The sequence below is a fragment of the Streptomyces sp. bgisy159 genome, from assembly GCF_965341775.1.
Taxonomy (GTDB): Bacteria; Actinomycetota; Actinomycetes; order Streptomycetales; family Streptomycetaceae; genus Streptomyces.
This window is the reverse complement of record NZ_CBDQZH010000023.1, coordinates 52,861-76,547: the sequence shown is the minus strand read 5'-3', so window position 1 is coordinate 76,547 and position 23,687 is coordinate 52,861. Positions and strand designations below refer to the sequence as shown.

23 protein-coding genes and 2 pseudogenes are annotated in these 23,687 nt (G+C 70.9%); all 25 read right to left on the bottom strand.

Annotated features, from left to right (window positions below; translation table 11 throughout):
- Positions 1 to 52: 52 nt before the first annotated feature.
- Positions 53 to 4,741 carry a BREX system serine/threonine kinase PglW gene (pglW, locus tag ACSLTV_RS22210; protein WP_435612743.1) on the bottom strand — a complete coding sequence of 1,563 codons (4,689 nt, stop codon included), beginning with the start codon at positions 4,739 to 4,741 and terminating at the stop codon, positions 53 to 55.
- A gap of 261 nt (positions 4,742 to 5,002) precedes the next feature.
- Complete coding sequence (locus ACSLTV_RS22205; protein WP_435612742.1) at positions 5,003 to 6,373, bottom strand: DUF317 domain-containing protein; 1,371 nt, start codon at positions 6,371 to 6,373, stop codon at positions 5,003 to 5,005.
- A gap of 66 nt (positions 6,374 to 6,439) precedes the next feature.
- The gene (locus ACSLTV_RS22200) at positions 6,440 to 7,558 is read right to left on the bottom strand and encodes a DnaB-like helicase N-terminal domain-containing protein (protein ID WP_435612741.1); all 1,119 of its coding nucleotides are present in this window, start codon (positions 7,556 to 7,558) and stop codon (positions 6,440 to 6,442) included.
- Positions 7,558 to 8,829 carry a DNA cytosine methyltransferase gene (locus tag ACSLTV_RS22195; protein ID WP_435612740.1) on the bottom strand — a complete coding sequence of 424 codons (1,272 nt, stop codon included), beginning with the start codon at positions 8,827 to 8,829 and terminating at the stop codon, positions 7,558 to 7,560. Before ACSLTV_RS22195 ends, ACSLTV_RS22200 begins: the two co-directional genes overlap by 1 nt.
- Positions 8,826 to 9,689 (bottom strand): hypothetical protein, encoded by an 864-nt coding sequence (locus tag ACSLTV_RS22190; RefSeq protein ID WP_203349165.1) that lies wholly within the window; start codon positions 9,687 to 9,689, stop codon positions 8,826 to 8,828. The genes ACSLTV_RS22195 and ACSLTV_RS22190 overlap by 4 nt, the downstream gene beginning before the upstream one ends.
- A gap of 97 nt (positions 9,690 to 9,786) precedes the next feature.
- Positions 9,787 to 10,263: a hypothetical protein gene (locus tag ACSLTV_RS22185; protein ID WP_435612739.1), complete on the bottom strand. Its 477-nt coding sequence runs from the start codon at positions 10,261 to 10,263 to the stop codon at positions 9,787 to 9,789.
- Positions 10,256 to 10,549, bottom strand: coding sequence for a tryptophan synthase subunit alpha (locus tag ACSLTV_RS22180; RefSeq protein ID WP_435612738.1), 294 nt, complete (start codon positions 10,547 to 10,549; stop codon positions 10,256 to 10,258). The genes ACSLTV_RS22185 and ACSLTV_RS22180 overlap by 8 nt, the downstream gene beginning before the upstream one ends.
- Before the next feature lie 38 nt (positions 10,550 to 10,587).
- Positions 10,588 to 10,995, bottom strand: a pseudogene (locus ACSLTV_RS22175) (tryptophan synthase subunit alpha); the annotation flags it as partial.
- 97 nt (positions 10,996 to 11,092) lie between these two features.
- The gene (locus ACSLTV_RS22170; protein ID WP_356307320.1) at positions 11,093 to 11,563 is read right to left on the bottom strand and encodes a hypothetical protein; all 471 of its coding nucleotides are present in this window, start codon (positions 11,561 to 11,563) and stop codon (positions 11,093 to 11,095) included.
- 193 nt (positions 11,564 to 11,756) lie between these two features.
- Positions 11,757 to 12,353, bottom strand: coding sequence for a hypothetical protein (locus ACSLTV_RS22165; protein WP_061915769.1), 597 nt, complete (start codon positions 12,351 to 12,353; stop codon positions 11,757 to 11,759).
- A gap of 181 nt (positions 12,354 to 12,534) precedes the next feature.
- Positions 12,535 to 12,993, bottom strand: coding sequence for an XF1762 family protein (locus tag ACSLTV_RS22160; protein ID WP_079060030.1), 459 nt, complete (start codon positions 12,991 to 12,993; stop codon positions 12,535 to 12,537).
- Positions 12,990 to 14,783 carry a type IV secretory system conjugative DNA transfer family protein gene (locus ACSLTV_RS22155; RefSeq protein WP_435612737.1) on the bottom strand — a complete coding sequence of 598 codons (1,794 nt, stop codon included), beginning with the start codon at positions 14,781 to 14,783 and terminating at the stop codon, positions 12,990 to 12,992. Before ACSLTV_RS22155 ends, ACSLTV_RS22160 begins: the two co-directional genes overlap by 4 nt.
- Before the next feature lie 70 nt (positions 14,784 to 14,853).
- Positions 14,854 to 15,189, bottom strand: a pseudogene (locus ACSLTV_RS22150) (DUF317 domain-containing protein); the annotation flags it as partial.
- Positions 15,186 to 15,710, bottom strand: a complete 525-nt coding sequence (locus ACSLTV_RS22145; RefSeq protein WP_435612736.1) for a hypothetical protein — start codon at positions 15,708 to 15,710, stop codon at positions 15,186 to 15,188. The pseudogene ACSLTV_RS22150 and the gene ACSLTV_RS22145, both read right to left, overlap by 4 nt.
- Positions 15,711 to 15,784: 74 nt before the next feature.
- A complete protein-coding gene (locus ACSLTV_RS22140; protein ID WP_435612735.1) occupies positions 15,785 to 16,606 on the bottom strand; it encodes a DUF317 domain-containing protein in 822 nt (273 codons plus the stop codon).
- Positions 16,597 to 16,953 (bottom strand): hypothetical protein, encoded by a 357-nt coding sequence (locus ACSLTV_RS22135; protein ID WP_058082617.1) that lies wholly within the window; start codon positions 16,951 to 16,953, stop codon positions 16,597 to 16,599. The genes ACSLTV_RS22140 and ACSLTV_RS22135 overlap by 10 nt, the downstream gene beginning before the upstream one ends.
- Positions 16,954 to 16,982: 29 nt before the next feature.
- Positions 16,983 to 17,783: a DUF317 domain-containing protein gene (locus ACSLTV_RS22130; RefSeq protein ID WP_435612734.1), complete on the bottom strand. Its 801-nt coding sequence runs from the start codon at positions 17,781 to 17,783 to the stop codon at positions 16,983 to 16,985.
- Positions 17,780 to 18,163 (bottom strand): hypothetical protein, encoded by a 384-nt coding sequence (locus ACSLTV_RS22125; protein WP_061915785.1) that lies wholly within the window; start codon positions 18,161 to 18,163, stop codon positions 17,780 to 17,782. Before ACSLTV_RS22125 ends, ACSLTV_RS22130 begins: the two co-directional genes overlap by 4 nt.
- 275 nt (positions 18,164 to 18,438) lie before the next feature.
- Positions 18,439 to 18,642 (bottom strand): hypothetical protein, encoded by a 204-nt coding sequence (locus ACSLTV_RS22120; RefSeq protein WP_351728203.1) that lies wholly within the window; start codon positions 18,640 to 18,642, stop codon positions 18,439 to 18,441.
- Positions 18,639 to 19,397 (bottom strand): hypothetical protein, encoded by a 759-nt coding sequence (locus ACSLTV_RS22115; RefSeq protein ID WP_351728234.1) that lies wholly within the window; start codon positions 19,395 to 19,397, stop codon positions 18,639 to 18,641. Before ACSLTV_RS22115 ends, ACSLTV_RS22120 begins: the two co-directional genes overlap by 4 nt.
- 25 nt (positions 19,398 to 19,422) lie before the next feature.
- A complete protein-coding gene (locus ACSLTV_RS22110) occupies positions 19,423 to 20,103 on the bottom strand; it encodes a hypothetical protein (protein ID WP_435612760.1) in 681 nt (226 codons plus the stop codon).
- A 34-nt stretch (positions 20,104 to 20,137) separates the two neighbouring features.
- Positions 20,138 to 20,989: a relaxase/mobilization nuclease gene (locus ACSLTV_RS22105; RefSeq protein WP_435612733.1), complete on the bottom strand. Its 852-nt coding sequence runs from the start codon at positions 20,987 to 20,989 to the stop codon at positions 20,138 to 20,140.
- On the bottom strand, positions 20,986 to 21,774 hold the full coding sequence (locus ACSLTV_RS22100; protein WP_435612732.1) for a hypothetical protein: 789 nt from the start codon (positions 21,772 to 21,774) through the stop codon (positions 20,986 to 20,988). The genes ACSLTV_RS22105 and ACSLTV_RS22100 overlap by 4 nt, the downstream gene beginning before the upstream one ends.
- Positions 21,771 to 22,235 (bottom strand): hypothetical protein, encoded by a 465-nt coding sequence (locus ACSLTV_RS22095; RefSeq protein ID WP_435612731.1) that lies wholly within the window; start codon positions 22,233 to 22,235, stop codon positions 21,771 to 21,773. Before ACSLTV_RS22095 ends, ACSLTV_RS22100 begins: the two co-directional genes overlap by 4 nt.
- Before the next feature lie 61 nt (positions 22,236 to 22,296).
- A complete protein-coding gene (locus tag ACSLTV_RS22090; RefSeq protein ID WP_435612730.1) occupies positions 22,297 to 22,794 on the bottom strand; it encodes a hypothetical protein in 498 nt (165 codons plus the stop codon).
- Between the last annotated feature and the right edge of the window lie 893 nt (positions 22,795 to 23,687).

Below are 23,687 nucleotides of genomic sequence, written 5' to 3'. Positions count from 1 at the left end.
CAGTCGAGAATGGGAGAAGACGGAGAAGATCAGGCTAGAAGGGGGAGGCGGGTCAGGCGTCCGGTTCGAGGTGTTTGCGCGCGACCCAGGCGTCAGGCACAACGATCCACTCGTCGAACCCCGCCTGGTAGGGAACACTCTGCCCGGCCAACCGCGGCGCCCGTGCCGGATCGGACTGGGCCACGAGCAGCCACAGCGGGCTGCCGCCCTGTCGAGCCTCCTCCGAGAGGCGCCCGAGCAGGTCGAGCGCGTCGTAGCGGGCCAGCACCGCAGTGTCGGTGAGCAACAGCGGACCATCGGCCTCCGCTAGCTGCTCCCGCAGCTGCGGCTCGATCCGCCCCCACGCCTTGTCGGTGCGTATGCGCAGCTGTTGGTGAGCCCGACTACCCGGCTCGGCGGCGTCCGCCTTGAGGACGGTCTCCCAGGTCGGCCGGGCAGCCTCGCCGACCACGCCGCGCAGTTCGGCCACGAACAGTCCGGTCACCGACACCGGCCGAGCCCCGTATGGCTCACCGGCCAGCCGCTGCACCGCGTCCTCGGCCCGCCGCTGGGGCACGGTCAGGACCCGGAAGCCGTCCTGCCGCGCCGAGTGCATAAGTCGCTGCTCAGCCTTGACGGCAGCGGCGACGGCCGCGTCCGCGTCGTACTGAGTGGGGGCCGAGCGGCGCGCAGCCGAGGCACCCCAGCTCGCCGAGGTCAGCCCGGCAGTGGCGTCCCCAGAAGTGCGATCCGGGATGAGCCGGAGCACCTTGTCGTAGCGGGTGGCCAGTTTCAGCTCGAAGCCGGCCTCCTTCAGGGCGCGGACCAAGGCGCTGCCCGTGGGCAGCTCGCGCGGCGCCAGCGGATCGGTGCCCAGGTCGGGGAAGCGGGTGGCGACCCGCTTGTGCAGCGCGTCCACCGTCAGGCCCGGCTGCCGCTCCTCCTCGACGCCCGGCTGCACGGCGACCACGCCGGCCTGGGTGATCCGCAGCGCACGCACCAGGTCCAGGTCGCGCGCGTAGATCTCCAACCGCGGGGTGAGCGCGGCCCGGGTGGAGGCGGCGACCGCGATCTCGGCCGTCCGCCGCTCGTCCCAGCCCAGGCTGCCCGGCGGCCGTCGCACCGCGTCCAGCTCGGTGAGGACCGTGCTCGCCGTCGGCAGGGACTCAAGCGCTGCGAGCCGGTCGGCCCGCACGCCCAGGTTCAGCGCGTACTCCTGCAGGGCGGGCAGCGCCGGGGTGTCCGGACCGTCCACGTCCTCCCGGACATCCAGGGCGAGCAGGCCGAGTACCGGATCGGCGCCCTTGGGCATGCGGGCGTGGAAGTAGCGGAAGAGCGGCGGGGACTCGTTGTCGTAACTCTCTCGTTCGACCACCGCACGCAGCAGCGACAGGGCGAGTGCACGCCGGTCGCGCCGCTCCACGTGCTGGGTGCCGCGCCGGGCGATGAGCGCGTCGGCGAGCTCGATCACCGGGGCCACCCGGCCGCGCTCAGCCAGAAGCTCCACCACCTGCTCACGCAGCAGCCCCAGGGCCGCGTCCTTGTACCAGCGCTCGCGCGCCTTCTTCACGATCTGCGGGATCCGGCCCGCGGTCAGGCCCACCGCATCGGCGACGTCCCGCTGCCGAACCCAGGCCAGGCCCCCGGGCAGCGTCCCTGTCTCATCAGGCAGCCGCAGCAGCAACCGGATGGCTTCGCGCTCCTTGGCATTGGAGCGGGCACTACCGCTGGACGGCTTCGGTACGAGACGGGCGGCGAGCGCGTCCAGGCTCAGGCCGCCCAGCACCTGCGGGTCGACGCCGTCCCCGTCGGCGGCGACCGACTCTGCGACCGCCCGCTCCAGGTCGGAGAGCTCCTGGCCCGCCGCCTTGCGGGCCTCCGCGCTGAGCGGCGCGGGAGCCGCCTTGCCCAGGCGCGCGTTCCACTCCTTCTGCCGGCGCTGGATCTCCTCCCGGGTGCGCGAGCCCATGCCCGGCGCGGTGAGGAACTTCTTCGCCGAGTAGTCCAAGACGTCCCCGACGGTGTTCAGCCCCATCGCGAACAGCTGCGACTGCGCTGCGACCGTCAGACCCGCCACCGACAGCGGCGTGTTCCGGTCGGCGCGCTCGGCCTGCTGGTCGCGGACCTGCTCGGCAGAGACGTCGTCGTCCTCCCGCCCGATCCGCGACTGCGCCGCCGACCCCGCAACCGCGTCGGTGCCGCCCTTCGCCCCGCGCCCCGACTTCTCACCGTGACCGTTGCTCGGCGCCGTCGTCTGCTGTGCGTCCAGGAAGATCCGCTGCCAGGCACGCTCCATCGGCTTCAGATCCGGGAAGCGGTCCTTCACATCCCGGGCCAGCGCCTTACGGAAGAACGCCACCAGGCCGTCCCGGACGGCCGGCTCAAAGGCGTCGGCCGCAAGCTGAGGGTACGGCCACTCCTTCGCATCCGTCTGCCGGGCCGTGACCGAGCCGTCACCCCAGCGGGGCAGCTCGTTCGACGCCATCTCATGCAGCGTCACGGCCAACGCATACCGCTCGGCGTGCCCGTCGTACGAGCCGCGCGTGATGACGCCCACGAACGGGTCGAGATAGCCCTCGGTGCCCGCCTCGATTTCCTTCGCCGGGTACCCGGCGAGCGAGAAGTCGATCAGCACCAGCTGACGGGTGCCGTTGGGGCGGACCCGGATCGCGATGTTGTCCGGCTTCAGATCCCGGTGCCAGATCCCCTCCGCCTCCAAGTGCTCCACAGCACCGAAGAGGTACTTCCCGTACGCCTCCAGCTGGTCCATGCCCAAGCGGCCGTTGTCCCGCAGCTGGCGCGCAACGGTGTCCTCCCTGCGGCGCGGCCCCTTACTCGCACTGCCGTCCTGGTCCTTCAGCTCCCGGCTGTCGCCCACGTACTCCAGGACCAGGACCCGGCGCCCAGCCAATGTCAGGGGCTGCGGCTCGTACAGCGAAATGATGCTGGAGTCCCTGTGGATCCGGCCCAGGACCTCCGCCTCACGATCCAGGACAGCATGCTTGGCCTCGCTCAGCGCGACCTTCAGCACTGCCACCGGCAGGCCGCCGCTGCGCCGAGGCTCGCCCTCCAGATCCCGCACCAGGAAGGCCCGCGCGGTCGAGCCTGTACCGAGGCGGCGCACGACCTCCCAGCGTCCGGCCAGTACGTCCCCGGCCACGGCCTCCAGCGGGTCCTTCTCCGGCTCGGATCTTTCCTCGCCCACGCCTGCGGCTGAACCGCCGTCCCCGCCCGCGACTGCAGCCGCATCCCCGCCGCCCGGGACCTCCTCGACGAATGCCTGCTCGACGTACTCCAGCATCTCCAGGAAGTCGTCGACCGTGGACAGACGCCGACCCGGTTCGTACGCGGTGGAAGCCTCCACCAGATCGTCGATGTCCGGATTGAGACCGTCGACGAGCGCGCTGGGACGCAGACTCTCGCCGGCCTCCAGACGTGCCATGACCTCGCTCTGGCTCGCGCCAGGCGCTTGCCCGGTCACCAGCAGATACGTGAGCACGCCGAGCCCGTACACATCGAGGCGTACTGGATCGGCCTTCGGAATCCTCAGCTCCGGAGCCAGATAAGGATCTGCCTGCTCGGCGACATGGAACCCCGTCACGTTAGTCGGAGCCAGGGTCAGCGGCCGGCCGCGGCTGGAGCTTTGCCCAGTGGCGATCTGCCAATCCGCGATCTGCGTCCACGGACGCAGCCAGCGCTGCTCCTCGCCGAGCTCCCGCCCGCGTGGACCGCGGTCGCGCGGAATCACATGCACCGCGTGCGCCGACAGCGTGCGGTGGTGGACCCGCCGGGAGTGCGCGGAGCGCACCGTCTCGGCAAGCTGCCGCACCAGCGCGAGGCGCCCCTGCAGGTCGAGACCCTCACCGTGCTGGACCAGGTAATCGTCCAGGCGCAGCGTCTCCGGGTGGTAGTCGAAGAGGATCGCGGGCCCGGCGGGATGCCCCGACGGCAGATAATTCTTCAGCTGTACCGCACCGGGATGACGAAAACGGCTGAGTACCGATGCCTCGCGGGCGGCGGCACGCTCCACCGAGCGCCGCTCGTCGTCGGAGGCACCACGTTCACTGAGGAAGACCCGTACCCGTGCCAGATCGTGCAGCTGGGAATGGCGTCCCAGATAGTCGGCCCAGGACGGCCCGGAGTCGAACGCCTTCGCCTCCAGGAGGTAGGAGCCCACCTCGTGCTGGCGGCGGATCGGTGCGATACGGAGCTTCTTCAGGGCTGCATCGACAAAGCGGGATGCCTCGGCTGTGATCTGGTAGCGGACGTCTCCCGGCGGCACGGCCAGCATCTCCACCAGCTGCTTGACCGTGAACACGCCGTTCATGTCGGCAGCCGGAAGGTTCACCTGAAGCTTGTCGTCCGTGAAGCAGACAGCCTCACCCACCCAGATCTTCGTTCGGTGCGCGGGCCGACCGGAGACGCCGTTGATCAGGCCCGACAGCTCCTTGGCCTTCCGGTTCGCCAGGTGCAGCGGATTGCCGTGCCGACGGCTGGTCCCGCTGGGCGTGGTCTGCACCCAGTCGTTGCCGCCGCCGTGGACCGAGCCGTGCCAGTCCTTCAACTCGACCAGGAAGACCCCGGCCGGCGCTACCACCAGAAGATCGACCTCACGGACGTGCCCGCTGTTCGCGGTGAACATGAAGTTCGTCCAGGCACGCCACGGCTCCTCATCTGGCAGACGTCGGCGGATCGCCTCAAGACCACGGCGCTCGTGCTCATACTCGGACTCGGTGACCGTCGTCCACCGGTCTTCCAGCATGCGGCTCCCCGTCCGTGTCTGTAAGCCTGCCGTAGTTCCTGCCGCTGCGTTCAGGAAGCACAGCTCAACCCTCGGACCGAATCCTAAAGGGTGTCACTGACATCAAGAGCGGCCTAAGCGTGCTACGACCGAGGCCGCGGAATCCCAGACCTGGCGTTGATGGAACGGGGCAGAGTGCGCCGCGAACGAATGTGCGCGGGATCGCCGGTTTGGCCAACCGGCGATCCCGCGCCATGTTGCCGCGCTCGTGTGCGTCAATGATCAGCGTGCACGTGTGGCGGCTGGGTCGGCCGTAACCGTGGGCGTGGTCGGCGGACTGGTAGCGAGGCTGGTCCTGTGTTCGCGGCCCGCAGGCTCTGCCTGGCGCGTGCCGGTCTCGTGGGCGAGGGTTTCGGAGAGATCGGCCAGCAGCGAACTCGGGGTATGCGGGGACGCGGTGATGGCCCAAGTGGGCCGGTCCGGTCCGGGGCCGGCCCAGACGGTCCAGGTGGCCAGGTTCTGATTCGGGTGTTGTGCCGTGGAGGCGTCGAACCGGATGCCCACGTTCCCGTCGGGGGATGTCCAGCGGATCCATCGCCCGTCCACGGTGTGCTTCCATCCGGCGTCGGAGAGCGGCTGGGTGGCCGCGGTGACCGTCTTCTCGTCCACCAGGACGCCGGTGGTCGTGTCCCAGCCGTCGCCGTCGGCGAGGTGATTCAGAAGTTCCGCTATCACCGGGGCGGGGGTGGAGCCGGTCGCGGTGAGGACCCACATGCGGTCGGAGACGGGCGTCTCGTAGGCCGCTACGGTCCAGGCGGTCTCGTGGGCCGGGGTCTCGTGGACGCGCTCGATGCGCAGGGTCTGCGACTCGTGGATGGCGTGGGTTGTGTCGTCGGACCAGGTCCGCCACTTCTCGAACTCGCTGTGCCTGTCGAGGAAGGAGTCGAGGAGGGCGTCGTGGTCGCCGGCATCGGCCAGGTAGACGGGGACGGTCTTCGGCTCCGGGCGGTGAGGCCCGGGTTTCGCTGCGCCGAGGTCCAAGGTGGCGCGGGCCTCGACGGCGGCGCGCTCGGCGTCGGTCAGGGGTGCCGGACCGGGGCGCATGTCGGTGCCGTGGATCTTCTCGAAGGCGAGCAGGGCCTGAGTGGGTGAGTCGAAGGTGTCGGCGACCTGGCGCAGGTGGTCCTCGCCGTGGAGGTAGACGGACTTGCCGCCCCGGTGGAGGTACGTGCCTACCGCGACGGTGGTGTGGCCGTCGTGGGCGTGTGCGTGGATGAGGAGATGGCCGTGGCGGATGTCGTCGTGGATCTTCTGCGCGTGGTTGGAGACCTCGCGGATCTCGCTGCGGGTGCACCACGGCATCGGATAGTTCGCCCAGGTCCATTCCTCGTCCATGGCCTCCCGGAGTCGAGGGGTGATTTCGACGGTGATGCCGTCGGCGGACAGGTGCTTGGCTGCGTCCTCAGCCCAGTAGGGCTCCTCGTGGTCGATGCGGGCTAGGACCAGGACGTTGTCGGCTGCGACGGTCCAGTCGGCTGCCTCCAGAGCCATGAGAGCGATGCGGGCCTGGCTGCCGGTCAGGACGGCGGTCACGGCGCTGGGATGGGTGGGGTGGGTGTCGAGGCGGACGTGGGCGTCGATAGGGGGAGTCACGTGGGGGTGTCGTCTCTTCTGCCGGTGGCCGGGCCTTCGGGTCCGGCCACCGGCGTGTGCGGGGTGCTATCGGGTTGCTCGCGCGGCGCGGGTGGCGTGAGCGGCCGTCGTGGTCGGCGGGCCGGCGCGAGTGGCGGCTGCCGGGCGCGGTCGTGGTGGCGGGACGGTTCCGGTGGCGTGCTGCCAGCGGGTGCGGACGGCGCTGATGTCGGCGAGGGCGCGGCGGGCGCCGACGACGAGCTGGAACGGGGTGTTCGCCGGGTCTCCGGCGTACGCCGAGATGCGCCGGCAGGCGTGGTCGGCGGTGGCTAGGAGGGAGCGCTGCAGGGCGCGTTCGGCCCAGTGCTCCACGGATCCGGCCGGTTCGGCCAGCAGGCGGAGCACCTTGCTGGGTTCACTCGCGTTGTCGAGCAGGCCGCGCTGTTGGGCTTCCCATAGGACGGTGACGGGGTCGACGGGCTCGCGGCGGCGGGCCAGGGCGGTCAGGCATTGCCACAGGCCGGCGTGCAGGGGCCGGGTGAGGTCGTCGGGGAGCAGCCACCGGACGGACTCGATGTCGGCGGGGTGGGCGGTGGCGGTTGCTAGGAGCAGCTGCTCCTCCTCGGCTGCCTCGGTGTGGTCGGTGGTGATGGTTGGCGGCGGTGCCGCGGTGCGGGGGAGCACTCCGGCGCGCGGCGGGAAGCGGCTCGTGATGTCGTCCACGACCGCGGTGAGCGCGTCGGCCTCGGCGAGCACTGTCTCGACTGGGTGCGGGAGGGACGCGTCGTTGACAATCTGGGTGAGGCGTTCGGCGGCCGTCTGCAGGCGTCGGCGGGCGTGTTCGGCCTCGACCATCCGTGCGTAGGCCGGTGCGTGGCGGGGCCAGGGGCAGACTTGGACGAGGGTGTGCAGGTAGGAGGCGGTCAGTCCGCGCGCCTGCTGGCGGCCCGTGGCGAGCACTTGGTCGAGCCACTTGGTGTTCTTCGCGTGCTCGGCGGGGTCGGGCGGAGGCAGTGTGCTGATGGCGGCGAACAGGGCGGCGTGCGCGGGGGTGGAGAAGGAGTCGGCGGCGATGCCGGTCACGTCGCTGAGACGGTGTGGATCCAGGAGAAGGGCGCCGAGGAGGGCCTGTTCGACGTGGAATACCGGCTGCGGCGGTGCGATGGCGTCGAGGTCGTCTTCTTCGGGTTCGGGGGCGTGGGGCATCAGGCTGCGAGGGTGAAGTCGTCGGGGTCGAGGGTGACGCCGAGGTGCGGGGCGAGGAGGTGGCCGGCGAGCAACGGGGGCACGGCGTTGCCGATCTGGGAGAACTGCTGGCCCTTGTTGCCGGCCCAGGGGTAGTCGGCGGGGAAGGTCTGCAGGAGGCCGGCCTCGCGGGCGGTGATCCGGATCGGCTCCGGCACCGCCGACGTGTCCGTGTCGTCGGTCGGAGGCGAGGCGGGTTCGGCGACCCAGGTGCACTCGTTCGCGCGGTGCCCGAAGAACAGCGTGCCCGCCGGCTCGGACAGCGGGCGGACGGTGGCGTTGGCCTGGTTGTTGCTGCGCAGGGACCAGGACCAGCGGTGGGCATCGGTGGTGAAGGTCGGCGCCGGAGCGTCGGCGGCACGGTTCTGCCGTGCGCCGTGCCGTGCCTTCCAGCCAGTTCCTTCGCGGCGGGACTGCAGGAGAACACCGTCCGGCCTGGGCGTCCAGGTGCCGCGCTCCCGGGCGTCGGAGAGCGACTTGCGGGAGCCCGAAGGGAACGGTTCGGGTCCGCCGCCGGGCCCGCCGCCGGCGCAGACGGTGGGAACGGGCCGGTCGGTCGCGCCCCATCCCAGGGCTTCGGCCATGCTGACCCAGCGGGCGCGGCCCGGACCGAACAGCGAGTCAGGCTCGGCGACCTGGGCGTGCGTGGGGGCGGGAGGCTGTGCCGTACGGACCCGGGAGGCGAGTAGGATCGCTCGCCTGCGCGTCTGTGGAACGCCGAAGTCGGCGGCGTTGAGGATCCCGTACCAGACCGAGAACCCCCAGGACCGCAGAACGGCCGCGTACTGCTTCCACAGCGGCAGGACGTCCGGCACTTCCTCCATCGCGACCCACTCGGGCTCGCCGACCGTGTTCAGGGCATGCAGGTAGCGCATCGGCTCGGCCGCGAGTAGGGAGCGCTCGTCGCGGCAGGCGGCGAGGAGGCGCTCGCGGGTGTCGCGTCCGGCGGCGAGGTCCTCCACTGCCGTGTGCACCAGCGGCTGGTCGAGCAGGCCGAGGCGTTTGCCGGCCATGCTCCATGCCTGGCACGGCGGGGAGGCGATCAGCCCGCGCGTGCGGCCGAGGAAGGGCCACGTCGGATACATGGCCACGTCGGTCCGGATCGTCAACTGCCCGGCGGCCACGCGCGTCTTGCCGGCCCATTCGTCCCATTCCAGGCCGACGTCGCGCACACCGAAGACGCCCAGTGCCCTGCTCCAGCCGCCCGGCCCCGCGAAGAGGTCGAGTATCACGTGGCCAGCCCGAAGTCGTCGCGGGTGAGAACGTCCGTGTCCCCGCGGCACGCCCAGGGGGAGCAGCCGTCCACGACGCCGTTCTCCAGCGCGTCGGCTTCGTCCGCGTCTATGCGCAGTGCTGCCCGTTCGGCGGCGGTGACGTGGTCGATCGGCGCCTGGCTCAGCGGGACGCGGGAGCGGTGCAGGAACGCCTCGCCGAGCAGTCGGCTGCCCGAGGCGTTGGCGCGGGCATTGCCTTGCCGGATGGCCGCATCGAATTCGACGACGTCCGCCCACTCGGAAGGGGATGTGTCCCTGATGTGCCTCCACTGCGCATTTCCGTGGAACGGGCATCCCAGGCAGCTCGATTTCGGTGTCTTCGCCAGCCCGAGCGAGGTCAGGTAACGAACGCAGTCCGCTCTGCTCCAGCCAAGGTCCAGGAGTGGATGCCGGTTGCGCATGTATTTCACGTCGGCGTCTTTGGCGCGGTGGAACTCGTCGGTGGAGATCCCCACCCACTGCTCAACGAACACGCCCTTGGGGATGCGCGAGGGGTAGGGGTGTCCGAGGAGTTCGCGTACCTTCTGCTTTATTGGTTTCACCTTGTATTCGCCGGTGCACTGCCTGCGGGTCATGCCGGGCCGCCCGTCCTTGTTCAGGATGTGCAGGGGCATGGAGGCGAAGCGGTGGTCCGGATTCAGGGCGTCGCTGCGAATGTTTCCGGCTGAGACGCGGAGGACCGGTATGCCGGCGGGCTTGGCTATCTCCTGTTCCAGTCGGTCCAGGTGGGCGTAAACGGCTTTGGGTTCCCATCCGGTGTCGGCGAATATCGCGTAGTCGACCTTCGGGAGGATCCCTTCGGCGGAAAGGGCGAGCAGGGTGCTGGACTGAACTCCCGCGCCCAGGGAAAGGGCACGGAATTGAGGCTGATCTGAAATGGTCTGTCCTGGAGATGGGGAAATGGGGGGCGCGCCCTCAATGAGGCTGGTGCGTCAGCCGGCTGGGCGGGATTAGCCGGTCGCGGTGTATGGCGTGGTGGAGGGTGGGGATGCGGTCGAGGAGGTCGGTGGCCGACTCGATGAACTGCTGTGGTGAGGGGCGGATGAGGATGGCCGGCCCCTTCGTGGCGTTGGCTCGGCGGCGTTGGTTCTCCACGGCGCGGGCGAGGGCTGAGGTCAGTTCGGCGCTTGCGTCCTGGGCGGCCTTGGCGATCTGCGCGATGTGGTCGAGGAGCAGCAGCTTCCCGGCCGTGGTGTGCGGCGTGTGCTGGGCGAGGTCGAGGAACAGCCGCAGGGCGGCGCTGGCGAGGTCTTGGGCGTCGTTGATCCGCGCGGCCAGTGCGTGCGCGTGGCCGATGGCGTTGGTGCGCAGGGCTCGGTGCAGGACAAGGGCGTCGGCCACGATCCGGTCGAGGGCCTCGGTCAGGGTGGAGCGATCAGAGCGATCAGGCACGGGTCTCCGTGAGGGTGGTCGGGTGCAGGGCTCGGGCGAACGCGGCCGTCAGGTCCGGGGCTTGGGCAGGGTCGGTGGCCAGGGCGCGGACGACGGGGGTGCCGATGACGACGGCGTCCACCAGCGGGGCGACGCGTGCGGCGAGGGCTGGGGTGGAGATCCCGACTCCCGAGACCACGGGCAGTGGGCTCGCGGCGCGTAGGCGCTGGGTGAAGCCGGCGAGTCCGGGGATGTCGAGCGGGCCTCGGTAGCCGGTGGGGCCGTGGTGGCGGGTGCGTAGAGCCATCCGGAGGCGCCGGCGACCGCGGCCGGGAGGAGGGGGTCAGGGGTGGTGTGCGGGATGAGGTGTGGGGTGCGAAGGCCCGTCGCTCGTGCGATTTTGTGCCAGCGGGCCGTTTGGTGGGCGGGCAGGTCGACGATCATCACGCCGGCGGCGCCGGCGTCGGCGAACAGGCGGGCCACGTACGCGGGGCCGTGGCGGCTCACGGGCTCCCAGTAGGTCATGACAACGGTCGGCCGGAGGCTGGCGGCGTGTTCGACGGCGCGCACGGCGTGGTCGAGGGCGTTTCCGCTGCGCAGGGCGCGGTGGTAGGCGGTCTGAATGACGGGGCCGTCGAGGGCGGCGTCCTCGGTGGGCAGGCCGACCTCGAACAGGTCGGCACCTGCCTGCGCGAGCTGGTCGAGGTGCTGGCGCTGTGCGGTTGCCGGGTACAGGCCGGCGGGGACGAACACGCCCAGCGCACGGGGTCCTTGGGTGAGGCGGGTGTGGAGGGGATCGGCGGTGGCCAGGTTGGAGCCTGCCTTTCCCGGCGGGGGCTGTCGCCGGAGGTCAGCGGCGGCGCCCGGCCGGTGGAGTCGTGGGCGCGGGTGGGCTGGCGGTGTGGCGCGGTTGCGCGGCAGGCGGCACGGGCGCGGCGGGCTGGCTGCTGAAGGCGGGGGCGACGGCGTCGAGGGTCTTGGTGACCTGCTCGGCCTGGTCGTGGGCGTCCCGGAGCTGCTCGGCGACGCTGTCGGGGAGCCGGTCCCATTGGGCCTGGTACTGGTAGCGCTGGATGATCTCGGTGGCGTTGCGTAGCTGCTCGGCGAGCTGTTGCAGGATCGCGGTCTGCTGCTCGGGGGCGGTCGCGGTGTGAGTGGCCTGCAGGAGCGCGTCCAGGGCGGTGGGCAGCGGATCGTCGTCCGTGGGAAGGCCGTAGAGGCGGGCGTGCAGTGCTTGGGCGAAGACCGTCACGGGGCCGCCGCAGGAGCCGTGATCGTACTTGGCTGCCGCCTGTCGGCGGACGCTGAAACTGACGACCACGTCACGGGGAGCAGCGCCGGGGCGGATCTGGTCGGCAAGCGCGCAGGCGAGGTCATGCGCGCTCGGGGTGTCGGATGACGTGGCAAGACTCCAAGAGGGAAAGCGGTCAACGGCTGGAGTGCGAAGGTGTGTACCGCCGCGCGCCCTTGGCCGCGGCTCGACGATCGTTCACACCCCGACCCCCCGCGTGGGGTCAGCGGGTGCGACGGCGGGCCGCAGGCGTGGTCGGTGAGCCGGGGGCGGCAGCTGACGGGCGGCGGGGAGCGGGAGGGATGTCGGACGGCGTGGGGATGCCGAGGTCGACGCGGACACTGAGACCGTGGGTGTAGGCGTGGGTTTCGGCAGCTGTCACAGCGCCGAGCAGGCGGCGCTCGTCTAGTCCGTCCGGCGGCCGATAGGAAGAGCCGTTCGGGGTGAAGCCGTGCCGTTCCAAGAGGGAACGGGCGGCGGCGGTCCTGGCCGTCACCGCCACGGTGCCGTCACAGAAGTGGAAACGAATCTCCGGATCGGCGACGGGACTGCCGGGGCTCCAGCGGGTCGTCCAGCAGAGATCGATCAGGTCGTGGGTGTGGGCCAGGAGCCCGTACATGGCGACCCCGGCGCGATCGTGCGCGTCCTGGGCAGTGCCCGGGGGGAGCAGGTAGAGCGTGCGGCCGAGGTGCTCGCGGGCGAGGAACCCGGCCTCGGTCAGCAGCCGGTCGGCATCGTGGATGCGGCGGTTGATGATGACGAAGGTGTGCCCGTCGTCGGTGGACCCGATGAACACATCGGGGATGTCCAAAAGAGACACGGTGGTCCAGGGGATCGGGGAACGGGATCTGGTGGCTGTTTCAGCGGGCCCGGCGAGCCTGCACGTGGTGGTACCGCGCCTGCCGAGCGGGACGGCCGCGGCGATGACCGCGTCCAGCGCTGCTGACGGACGTCATGTCGTCGCGTTCGTGGGATGCATAGGTGCCGATGAGCGTGTCTTGTCAGGGCGCTTGCCACAGTGTGCGAGCGATCTGCGAGGTTCCGCGGTCCGTCCGCGGCCGGGACGGCGTGTGCCAGCCCGGCCTTGGAGGACGGTGGGCCAGGACGCGCCACCCCGCGCCGCGCAGCGAGGCTCCGCTCTCCCCTGCCTGCGTATAGGTGATCAGCCGCCGGTATCCGAGCGCTTTGGCCGCTCTCCAAGCAGCTCCGTAGAGCAGGGAGTTGGCGTTGCGTGTGCCGTCACTGGCGGTGCGGGTGACTTCGAGGGTGGTGCCGTCGTCCAAGTGGCGGGCGACAGGGCGGCCGACCACGGCCACGGCGCGCAGGATGTTGGGCTCGTCGGCGGCACCGAGGGAGAAGATCTGTCCGGCGGGCGGCGGGTGGTGCCGGTGCCAGAGGCGGACGAACTCCTTGGCGTCCCGAGAGCGGACGGGCACCAGGTGCAGGCGCGATTCGCTCACGCGGCGGGCCCGAAGTCGGACTGGACCGGTGCGTGCTTGGCGATGGCCCGGGCGGTGATCGCCTTGGATGCGCGGTCGGACGCCGCGGACAGTTCTGCCGCGCCGGGCTCTTGGTACCACGGGCGCAGGTCGAGCATGGCGGCGCGCAGACTGGTGGCGAAGCAGAGGGCCGTGCCCTTGGGCAGGGCGCGGATCTCGTCTGCGGGAAGGATCCGCTGCTGTCGCATCGACACCGAGGTCGACTTGCCGGACTCGGAGTGCGAGGTCGAGGTGGTCTCGACGTCGTGGTCGCCGATCAGGCGGGACAGCTTGTCCGCGAAGTCGGGGTCGTCGATACCGGAGCCGATGACCTTGACGGTAGAGGCGGACCACATGGCGTCCATGCCGGCGTCCCCCCAGACCTTCTGGCCCTGGCGGTAGGACTGCAGGATCGTGATCGGGATGATGCCGCGCGACCCGAGGTGCGAGTACAGGTCCGGAAGGTCCGAGATCTTGCACACGTTGGCGGCCTCGTCGAGGATCGCGAGCATGGGCGGGTCGAGGCGTCCTCCGGCTCGTTCGGCCTGGGCGGTCGCGGCCCGCATCACCGAGTCGGCGCACGCCGCGATCAGCGCCGAGGCTCCGCCTCCGCCGTCCTTGCTGAGCAGGAAGAGGGTGTCGGTGGAGGTGACGAACTCGGACGGCCTGAACTCGGGGACGTTCTTCTGCGGGGTGACCCAGGCGGCGATCTCGCTGTTGAGCAGCGCGGCGGCGTACTGGCGGGCGGTCTCGTAGATGCCGTCCCTGGTTTCCGGCGGTCCTTCCACGGTGCCCTTGAGTTGGGCGGCGATGGCGGTGAATCCGTCGTCGCGGAGGATGTCGAGCGGGGTGCGGTCGGCGGGGAAGGCCAGCCACTGCATGACGTCGGTGATCGGCCGCTCGTCCAGGGCCGCGGCGAGGAAGAGCTGCGCGAGGATGTTGGATCCGGCCTTGGACCAGAAGTCGCCCTGTTGGGAGGCGTCCACGGAGGCGGCGAGGAAGTGGCCGGCCAGCCGCCCGGCGCCGTCGAGGGTTTTGGCGTCCGCCAAGGGATTCCACCACATCTCGCGTGCGGCGTGCGCGATCTGCTGCGGGTCCATCGACCACACCCGTCCCACGGCGGCGCGGGCGTCGTAGGTGGCGGTGAACGCATCGCCGGCGGCCTTGTTCGAGGTCAGCAGGACCGGGCCGGGCGCGGCGAGGATGGAGGGGATCGCGAGCGAGGTGGTCTTGCCCGAGCGGGGCGCCATGATGGCGACGGCCACGTCCTCGTAGCCCATGCGGATCTCCTGCTTGGTGCCCTGCAGGTTGCCGAGGAGGATGCCGGTGTCGCGGGCCTCGATGTGCTTGGCGTCCTTCAGGCTCGGGCGCAGGGAGCGGGCCTTCTCGGTGATCGCCTTGGCCATCATCGGTTCGATGTCCCGGGCCTTGGCCATGCCGGTGATCTTCTTCTTCCGGCCGCCGCTGCGGTTCTTGTGCCGGGCCAACAGGATGCCCGCTGTTGTCCCGAGGGCCAGGAGGAGGAGAACGGGAACGATGCGTGCCCCGATCAGCAGGGGTGTTTCTCCAGCGTGGGGCCAGAGGCGCTGGGGGTGGAGCAGGGCGGTGGTCGGCTGGTACGGCGCCCAGCCGCCTCCGGTGAGGTAGGCGGTGATGTTGCCGGACAGCCAGGCGAGGTGGGACAGGGGGACGACGACGGCTGCGACTCCGATCAGGAGGCGCAGGACGATGTCGTACCCGTCGGTGGAACTGTTGGAGGAGGTGGGGGGCAAAGAGTTACGTGCCTTCCGGGCGGGGGCGGGGCATTCAGCGGCTGCGGCTGTTCCTGGCCGGCGGCGGGCGCGGCGGGCCTGGAGTTGCCGGCGGGATGTCGCTGAAGGCGGCGATGAGTTCGACCGGGGTGCGGGCGCCGAAACTCGCGTACCAGGCGGGCCGGTCCGGCTCCGCTGCATGGTTGAGGGTCCACCACTGTCCGTCGGGATCGGGTTCCAGGCGCAGGAGGGTCTCCTGGTCCGGGCTGGAGAGCAGGACGCGGGGTATCAGGGGGTCGTTGCCGTGGCTCCAGCCGCAGGCGCGGTGCAGGGAGACGGTGATCCAGGCGGGGGCACCGCCGCCGACCAGATGGCGCGGCGTGATGAAGTCGACCTCGACGGTCTCGGGAGTCGGGGGCGTGCTCACTTCCGTGCCGTAGCTCGCCGGTCGGGCGCGGTGGCCGGGGCCGGTGTCGGTGTGGGAGCCAGGGGTGAAGGGGCTTTACGGGCGGCCGTGTTGATCTCGCGGAGCGCCTTGCCGTGGGTGGCCCAGTCGTCGAGGTAGCTCCACGATTCGGCGTGATGTGCGGCGAGTGCGTCGTCGAAGTCCGGGGTGCCGGGCTTGGCGGTGGCGGGGAGGGCGTCGCGGGTGACCAGCCATTGCTCGTGCAGTTCGTCGAGTCGGTCGAGTGCGTCGCGCAGGACGCCCAGCTGGTAGACCCAGCGGCTCTGCACGTTGGTCTCCGGCAGGTGGGCCAGTTGCGTTTCGGCCGTGGCCAGCAGGTGACGGGCGCCGTACCGGAGCGGCTCGAATGCCTCGGCGGTGTCGGCGTCGCGCTGGCTCGCGCGCCTTCCGTAGGCGTGGTCGTCGTAGGGCCAGCCGTCGAGGTCGGTGTGTTCGTCGGAGTAGGCGTCCCAGGCGTCGCGGATCTTCTTGCTGTCGCTCACGTAATGGTCGAGGTGACGGAGGAGGGCGCGGTGGGCGCGGTGATCGGCGGAAATGGGAAAGGGGTCCTGTCGGTTCAGCGGCGGGCGGCCGGCTGGGCGGTGTGGGCCTTTGCCGGCGTCGGTGCGGGTTTCGTCTGCTGCCTGCGGGCGGAGCGTGCCCGGGCACGGAGCGACTCGATACGGGCGGTGTGGGCGTCGACCACCTGCTGCGGGCGCAGCGGGCTGGGCTCCTGCACGGCGCTGTAGTGGCCGGTGCGGTCGTACATGCCGCGCTGGAGCGGGCTGCGGTCGGCCAGCGCGGTGAGGAACGATCCGACATGGTGGGCGGGGACGTCCTTGTCGAAGTAGGCGTGCCAGATGCGCGGGCCGGGGAACTGCCCGTCGCCGGGCTCGCAGGTCTCAACGTGCCAGGACGACCGGCCACTGAATTCGCTCAACGGGCGCAGTTCGATGTGGCACATGGAGTCCGGCGAGCGCGCCGTACCGTCCGAGTCGCGGTGCCAGCCCGCCGAGGTCACCGGCTGCCACGGGTCTGGCTGTTGTGGCGGCGGGGCGATGAGGGCATCGGTGAAGCCGGCGAGGACCTCGGCGGGCACGAGTTCACCGAACTCGGCGTACCAGCCGGGCTCGGTGTCGGTGGGCTCGGCCCGCAGCCGCCACCATGCAGAGGTGGCGGACTGCGGGTCGAACTGGAGGCTGTGGCGAAGGTCGGGACTGCGCAGGACGATCTCGGCACTCAAAGGGTCGGAGACGGCGCTCCATCCGGCGGCGGCCAAGCCGTGGGTGACGTGGCGGGCATCCCCGGGGCCGGCGAGATGGCGGGGGCTGGTGTCGAAGGGGATCCGCCAGGCGTGCTTGTCGGCGAACCCGGCGAGCTGCCGTTCGCTCAGCGGCACCGACCGCACCCCGGCTCACTCGCGGCGGCGCTGCCGATCACCTTGCGCAGCTCGTCCAGGACGTAGTGGAGCATGTACTGGTCGGTCTGCACCCACGCCGCGGCACGCAGCTCGGTGACCAGATCACTGATCTTCTCGCTGCGCGGTGTGTTCGGGTGGCTCTGTACGGCGCGGGCGAGGGCGCGCAGGGTGTCACCGAGCTGGATGGGCAGGCCGGTGTATTCGTCGAGGAGGGGCTCGACGAGAGCGAGCGCCTCCTTGGGGTCGGGGTTCTCGCGCAGGTATTCGGTGAGACGGCACAGGGTGTCGGTCGCGGCGCGGATGGTGTCCGGGGTGAGTGCGGGCATCGGGCTCCTCGGGGTGGTGGGTGTCGTGGTCAGCGGCGGGTTCGTGCGCCGTCGGCGGCGTGGGCGCGGGCGGTGGTGCGCGGTCTGGTGCTTCGGGCGCTGTTGCGGGCCCAGGTGGCGGCCCGGGCGGCCGTGATGCGGGCCTGCTGCCAGGCGCTGAGCTGGGAGGGCTCGACGGATACCGACCAGGTGCGGATCTGCGCGCTGTGCGGGACGCGTCCGCGTGGGCGCATCACGGGGTCGGGGCTAGCGAGTTCGGTGGAGAAGGCTTGCACGAGGTGCATCGGGGTGTTCGGCGTGAAGTGGGCCGTCCAGCCGTTGCCCTGCTTGTCCTGCGCTCCGCTCCACCACATCGCCGTGCCGTCGGGGTTCTGGCCGTACTGCATCCACGCGGTGCTGTCGGGGCTGGTCGCCACGTAGTTTTCGCCCTCGAAACGCGTGTGCCAGTTCTGTTCCTGCAGCGGAGCCCAGACGTTGGGGGCGTGTGCGGAGCGGGGACGGGTGAGGGCGTCGGTCAGGCCGGCGACGATCTCCACCGGGGCCTGACGGCCCAGGTGCGCCGACCACTCGCCGCTGGCCCCGTCTGCCCGGCCGTGGATGGTCCAGCCGCCGGGAAGGACGTAAGGGTCGTAGGCGACGCGGACGGTCCGGTCCGGGCTCTCCATTAACAAAGGGCCGCCGGTCTTGGACTTGTCCCGCCAGCCCGAGGCACGCAGGAACTCCGAGACGTGCCGGACGTCGCCGCCGCCTGCCAGGGCACGGGGCTGGACGAGGTAGTGCTGCTCGGCCTGCTCGCCGGGCCCCCAGCCCTGCCACTGCTTCTTCTTCACCGGCGCCGCCGGACCACGAGCGGTGCGGGCACTGGGCGCTTCGCCTCGGTGGTGGCGGGCTGGGTGCTGACGTGCGCCAGGGCGTCCTTGTGTTCGTCCAGGTCGAGGGTGATGTCGTGCAGTTCGTTCGAGGCACGGCCCAGAGCGAGCCACACCTCCGCGGGGAGCGCGCCGCGCTCTGCCTGGTCCTTGGCGAACACGCTTCCGGTGGCGACGAGGTGAGTGACGCCGCCGAGGACTCCGGCGTCCGGGTCGAGAACGCGGGCGATGACCTGCGCGGCCTGGGGCGGGGGAAGCTGCGAGAGGTGGTCGGCGAGCTGGCCGAGCTGGCGGGTGATCTCGTCGGCCAGTCTCACCGGATAGGGGGCGGGGTGGGACATGCTCCTCCGGGGCGGTGAACGGTCAGTGGTGGTGGCGCTGCCCGACGCGCTGTGACTCGGTGAGGACGCCCCCCGGGCGGGCGCCGGTCAGCGGGGAGGTGTGGTCGGGACCGGTCGGTATGCAAGCGCGCAGATAGCGGCGGAACAGGGCTGTGGCGAGCCGGGGCTTGAGCCGGTTGCTGATCGGTGGGGGTGTGCGGGGTGCTACGGGTTTCTCCGGGAGTCGGGCGGTGTGCTGGGCGGCCCCGGCGTGGTGCCGGGGCCGCTCGGGCGTCTTACGGGGTACAGCGGGCCGGTGCGGAGTGCGACGGGGAGCCGTCCGGTGCCGGTTGCTGCGCTGCGGGACGGGCCGCTCTGGTGCGGAGGCCGTGCATGGCCCGCCGGTAGGTGGCTTCGTCGAAGACGCCGGGCGTGCACTTGACGTCATGACCGGTCAGGAGCAGGGAGGGGATGCCCAGGTCGGCCTCCGCCTGGTTCATCGAGTCCTGGCGGTTGGCGTACGGGTGCCGGACGGGGTCGGCGGCATGGATGCCGGGGCTGAGGTAGGCGCGGTTCGTCCGGCGGGGTGCTGGAGGGCGGTACCGATGCCGAGCGCGTCGAGGCGCGGGCCGATCTCGCGCAGGGCGCGGGCCTGGACCTGGGTGTCGTCACCACCCAGGCGGTAGATGCCGCTCTGCGGGTCCTGGATGAAGCCGTGGGCGACGAGGATCGTGCCGGCCCGGTCGTCGGCGGGGGCGGTGGCGACGCTGCCGTCCGGCTGCCAGGTCAGGACGATCCGGTCCGGCTGGGAGGGCTGGATGCCACCCAGGGCGTTGTGCCGGACCTGTGCGAGCGCACGGTCGTAGCGGGCGAGCAGATCGCCAGCGACCTGCTCGGCACTCAGGAACGGGTCGTCTGCCAGGGCGACGCCGTTGGGCTCAGGGACAGCCCGGTACGCCTCGTCGGGCAGGGCGCGCGGGGCGACGGCGGCGAGAAGGAAGCCGTCGCGTCCGTCGTGCCGGTCCAGGAGGACGAGCTGGGCGCCGTCGGGGCGGCTGAGGACGGCTGCCTGCGTCAGCGGGTGCTCGCCGAGGGAGGCGGCGACCAGGTCCAGGTCCCAGATCCGGTCGGCGAGTTCGGCGAGGTCGTCTTTGGCATCGGCTGTCAGGTGCGTGCTGGTCCAGGTATCGGGGAGTTCACCGGCGAGGACGTCGGCGTACGAGGCGAGGTGCTCGGAGGTGTCGTGGTCGTGCATGGTGTCCTTGGGCAGTTGCAGGGGCTCAGCGGCGCAGGCGGGTGGCACCGACGGGCGGCGGTGCCGGGGCCGGCAGTGCACGCGGCGGGGGTGGGCAGGCGCACACGGCGGAGCGTTCGGGCTCGTGGTCGGGCACCTGCTCGGCGCAGGGGCGGCGGCCGGGGTGAGGGGCGTGCCGGTCGGCCAGCCGTTCGCGGGTGTACGCGAGGTCGGAGTGGATGACGCGGACGTATTCGTCGGCGAGGTAGCGCAGGCGCCGGGCGGTGTGCGGATCGGTCGCGTTGCCGAGTCCGTCGAAGAACTCCGCCAGAGCGCCGAGGGTTTCCTCCAACCCGGCGAGGATGCCGTCGTGGGGCGCGGTGAGTGCGGTGAGGATGTCGGCTGCCTCGGCGGTGTCGGTGGCTTCGCGCAGGCGTTCGGCGAGGTGGGAGACCGAGGTACCGAGCGTGGGATAGCGCGCGGGGCGGGCGTCGGTGTCGAAAGGTTCGTCGCAGTCGACGTGGTACCCGGCAGCCCGCAGGCGCGCTACGGCATCGGTGGCGAGACGGGACTCGTCGTCCTCGGTGAGGCCGGCGGGGCCGCGGTGGTAGGTCTCGTGGAGGCGGACGACCGCGATGAATCCCGCGCGCTGGAGAATGCTGTGTGCCTCCAAGTCGTCGCCGCGCGCGAGGAGTTCGCTGGAGCTCGAGTCGCGGCGGATGTCCATGAAGCGGCCGGTATGGGGCAAGAAGGCGTTGCTCCTACGGAGATCTGTGGGCGGTGTGCCGGGCTACGGGCGGTGCGGCGGCGATCCGGGACCGGCGGACCAGGTGGGCCGCGGTGGTGTCCAGGTCCTGCTGGATCGCGTGGAGCCGGCGGGCGATCAGCTCCAGACCGTGTGCTGCTTCGGTGCTGGCGGCTCCGGGCTGGCGGGCGATGCGGTGAGCGGTGTGCTCGCTCAGTCCGCGGACCGTGGCCAGCGGGCCGGCCTGCTCGTCGGCGAGCTGCGTAAGGACGCTCGCGAACTGCGCGGATGCGGTGGGCGCCGTACGGACAGCGGGGCGTGTCGCGGGTCCGGTGCGGGCGGGGATCAAGTTGAGGTCCTGTTCGATGCGGCGTGCCTCGTCCGCAAGGCGCCGCAGTATGTCTGAGGGCGGGGTGCGCCAGGTGCCGTCGAGGTGGATCAGGTTGGCGATCAGGTCCAGGCGCCCGGGCTGTGCCTGGACGGCGATCCACCGCCAGCCGTGCTCTGCGGCGCCGGGTATCTCGATACCGGCGGCTCGCGCGAACCGGTGAGCGGTTTCGGCCCACTCGGGACCGGTCAGCTCCCGGTCGTCCGGGTGGAGGCGGATGTCGAGATGGAGGATCGCCCGTCGGTCGTCGTCCGCACTGGCAGTGAACGGATGCTCCAGGTAGGGATCTTCGAGGTGCTCGGCCCACTGAGCGGATGTCCAGGTTCTCTGCTCGTCGTTGGGGGTGTAGTAGTCCAGGTCCGGCCAGTGGGCGACGATGGTGTACTCCGTCAGACCCTCGTTCGGGGAAAGGGGCCGCCCGAGTGCCTCGGCGAGCGGGTCGCGCGGCGAGTGGGTCCGCGCGTGCAGGCGGGGGATCATGACGGCACCCCGCTCGACGTGCGGGTGGGCGGCCGGTGCTGATGAAGGTCGCGGGCTGTGCAGAGCAGGGAGCGCTCGCGGACCAGGTCGGCGTGCACCGAGGTGTCCCCCGGCGGGAGACAGTCGATCGCCCTGTCGATGGCGCCCAACCCTTCGTCGTACCGGCCCAGCCGGCGCAGGGCACCCGCCACGCGGAAGAGGACGATCGGGTCGCTGCCGGTGGCGAGGGCCGGTCGGGAGCTGAGGGCCAGGAGACGCTCCGCGTCCTGGTCCAGGTCCTGGCCGAGCCACAGCCCGTGCAGCAGGACGTGCAGGGTCTTGGTGTGCTGCCCGGCCTCCGCGAGGACCTCGTCCATGACCGCCAGGCCCTCCGGGCGGGACTGGCCCAGCAGCGCGAAGGCGTACAAGGCCCGGGTGTAGCAGTCCAGCGGCTGACGCGCGGTTTCCGCGAGTTGTTCGACGAGGCGTTGGAGGGTGGGGCAGCGGAAGTCGAACCGCAGGGCGCTCAGGTACAGATGAGCCAAGGTGCGGGCGGTGATCGGGTCAAGGCCCATTGCGGTGACGTCCTGCGGGGACAGCAGGGTCAGGACGCTGTGGCCGGCCGACCGTGCCGCCCAGGCAGCATCCGCGCACACCTCGGCCGAAGTTCTCCAGTCGGCCTCGATGTCGCGGAGGTCTTCGGCCAGGTGAAGCGGCCAGGAAGAATCGACCGGAGATGCGGTGGCTTGGGCCCTGGCTCTGTCGAGCGCGGCGGAACGGCCGGGACGGTGCGTGGGGGAAGTCATCGGCCACTCCGGATGTCCGCGATGTGCACGAGCTGGCCCAGGGCGGTGGTGGTGTACCAGCCGCAGTCGATCAGCTCGTCGCGGTCGGCGAACCGCGTAAAGAGGGCATCCTCCATGGCGCGCAGGTAGATCAGGCAGTCCGGGCAGCGGCGCGAGAGGTGCACGAGGTAGCGGGGGTGGGCGGTGACGTAGGACTGGGCGCCGCCGGTCGCATCACGCAGCCGCCAGCCGTCCTCGTCGGTCGGGGTGTGCCAGGACGGGGCCACGACGCGCATCGCATCGCCCCACAGTTCGCCGCCGGCCATCCCCTTCAGGACGACGACGGTGTCACCGGCCTGGAAGTGGGCGTGAGTGATGTCCCGATCGGGGGTGAGCGGGTCGGGCGTCGGTGCGAACGCCGAGGTGGGGCGGGGGCTGGGACATGAGGTCCTTCCACGCAGATGCTGGCGGGGTGGGAGCATCAATAGTCCGGAGGAACGCCGGTTTGGCTAACCGGCGTTCTCCGGCTATGTTGCCCCGCCGTCAGCGGAACGGGTTCTCCGTCCCGCGGTCCGCCTCATCGGCTGCGTCGAGGAGTTCGAGCAGGTCAGTGCCTTCGGCGTCGCGCTGGTCGATCCACCATCCGGCACGGGTGATGGTGCGGGCCTTCTCCTCCAGCTCCGCCCAGTCCGCCTCGTCCCACGTGCCCTCGACCACGAGTGCGGTGTGCGCGGATGTCATCAGCTGGTGGCGGGAGCGCTCACCCCAGTCCAGGGCCTTGGCCGGGCCCTCCAACTGCGGCATGTCGAACTGCTTCGCCCACGCGAGGGCTGCCTCCTGCTCCTCGGCCCGCTTGGCCGCGAGCCACCCATCCTTGGACTCGGAGTCGGCGTCGCGTGCGGCCTTCCAGCAGTCGGTGCAGTCCTTCGACGCGAGCCAGCGGGCGAAGCTGGCCCGCTTGTCGGCAGGGCGATTGGACAGGTCGTGATCCACTCGGTGGGAGCAGGCGTGCTCCACGGTCCAGTGCGTACGCACGGCCATAATTCGATCTCCTCAAAGGGGTTGGAAGTAGTGGGGTTGCGCCCTGATCAGGGCGTCATGTACCGGCCACGGAGCAGGCACCGGCGCCAGCCGCACCGCGCCTGCCCGCGGGGCCCAGATGTCGGCGCGCGGCGAGAAGGACGGTGAGAGCGAAGGCCGCGCCGGTGCCAGGGAGCGCCGGGCCGGCGAGCGGCTGCTTGGCGAGGTGTCCGGCGAGGGCGGCGCGGCGGGCGGGATGCTTGGCCAGGAAACACGGCCACCAGGAGAGGTGTGCCTGCAACGAGGCTTCGCGCGTGAAGACCAGGTGAGTGGGAGTCGCTGCAGCTTGGGCCCCCAAGAAACGGCTACCAACTTGCCTGGGTGTCAGTGGGGTTGGCTACCATGGACGTGGTTGACGAGATCCTTGAAAGGCATGGTGCATCGGTGATGATGGCCAACCGCTACGGCGCTCCATCCGAGGAGCGATAGGCGCGCCTGGCCGGCGCTTCCCTATCGCGACGCCCGCTGGGCGGCGACGCTGTGACGTGAATCCAGCGCAGGCTGCACCCTGCCCTGATTCAGGTGACGGCGCTCCGACGGAGTATGGGAGGGCCCTACTTGTCTGCCACCACTTCTACCTGTGACCACCGCGTGTATCACGTTGTCGTCGTTGCTCTGGTATCCGTCATCGCTGGGCTGGTTGCGGGGATCGGCTCCGCTGTTCTGGGGCAGCCTGCCCTCACCGCCGTCGCTTCTGGCGGTGCGGTCCTTGCCTTCACCTACGGCGCCGGCATGACCGCCGTGTCACACGTGAGTAAGCGTCAGCAGTAGTCGCTGCTCCGGGGCGGCTGGCATGGCCGCCCCTAGGCCGTGAGCGCTCAAGACAGCTCACGATCGTGCTCGTATTTTGCGAG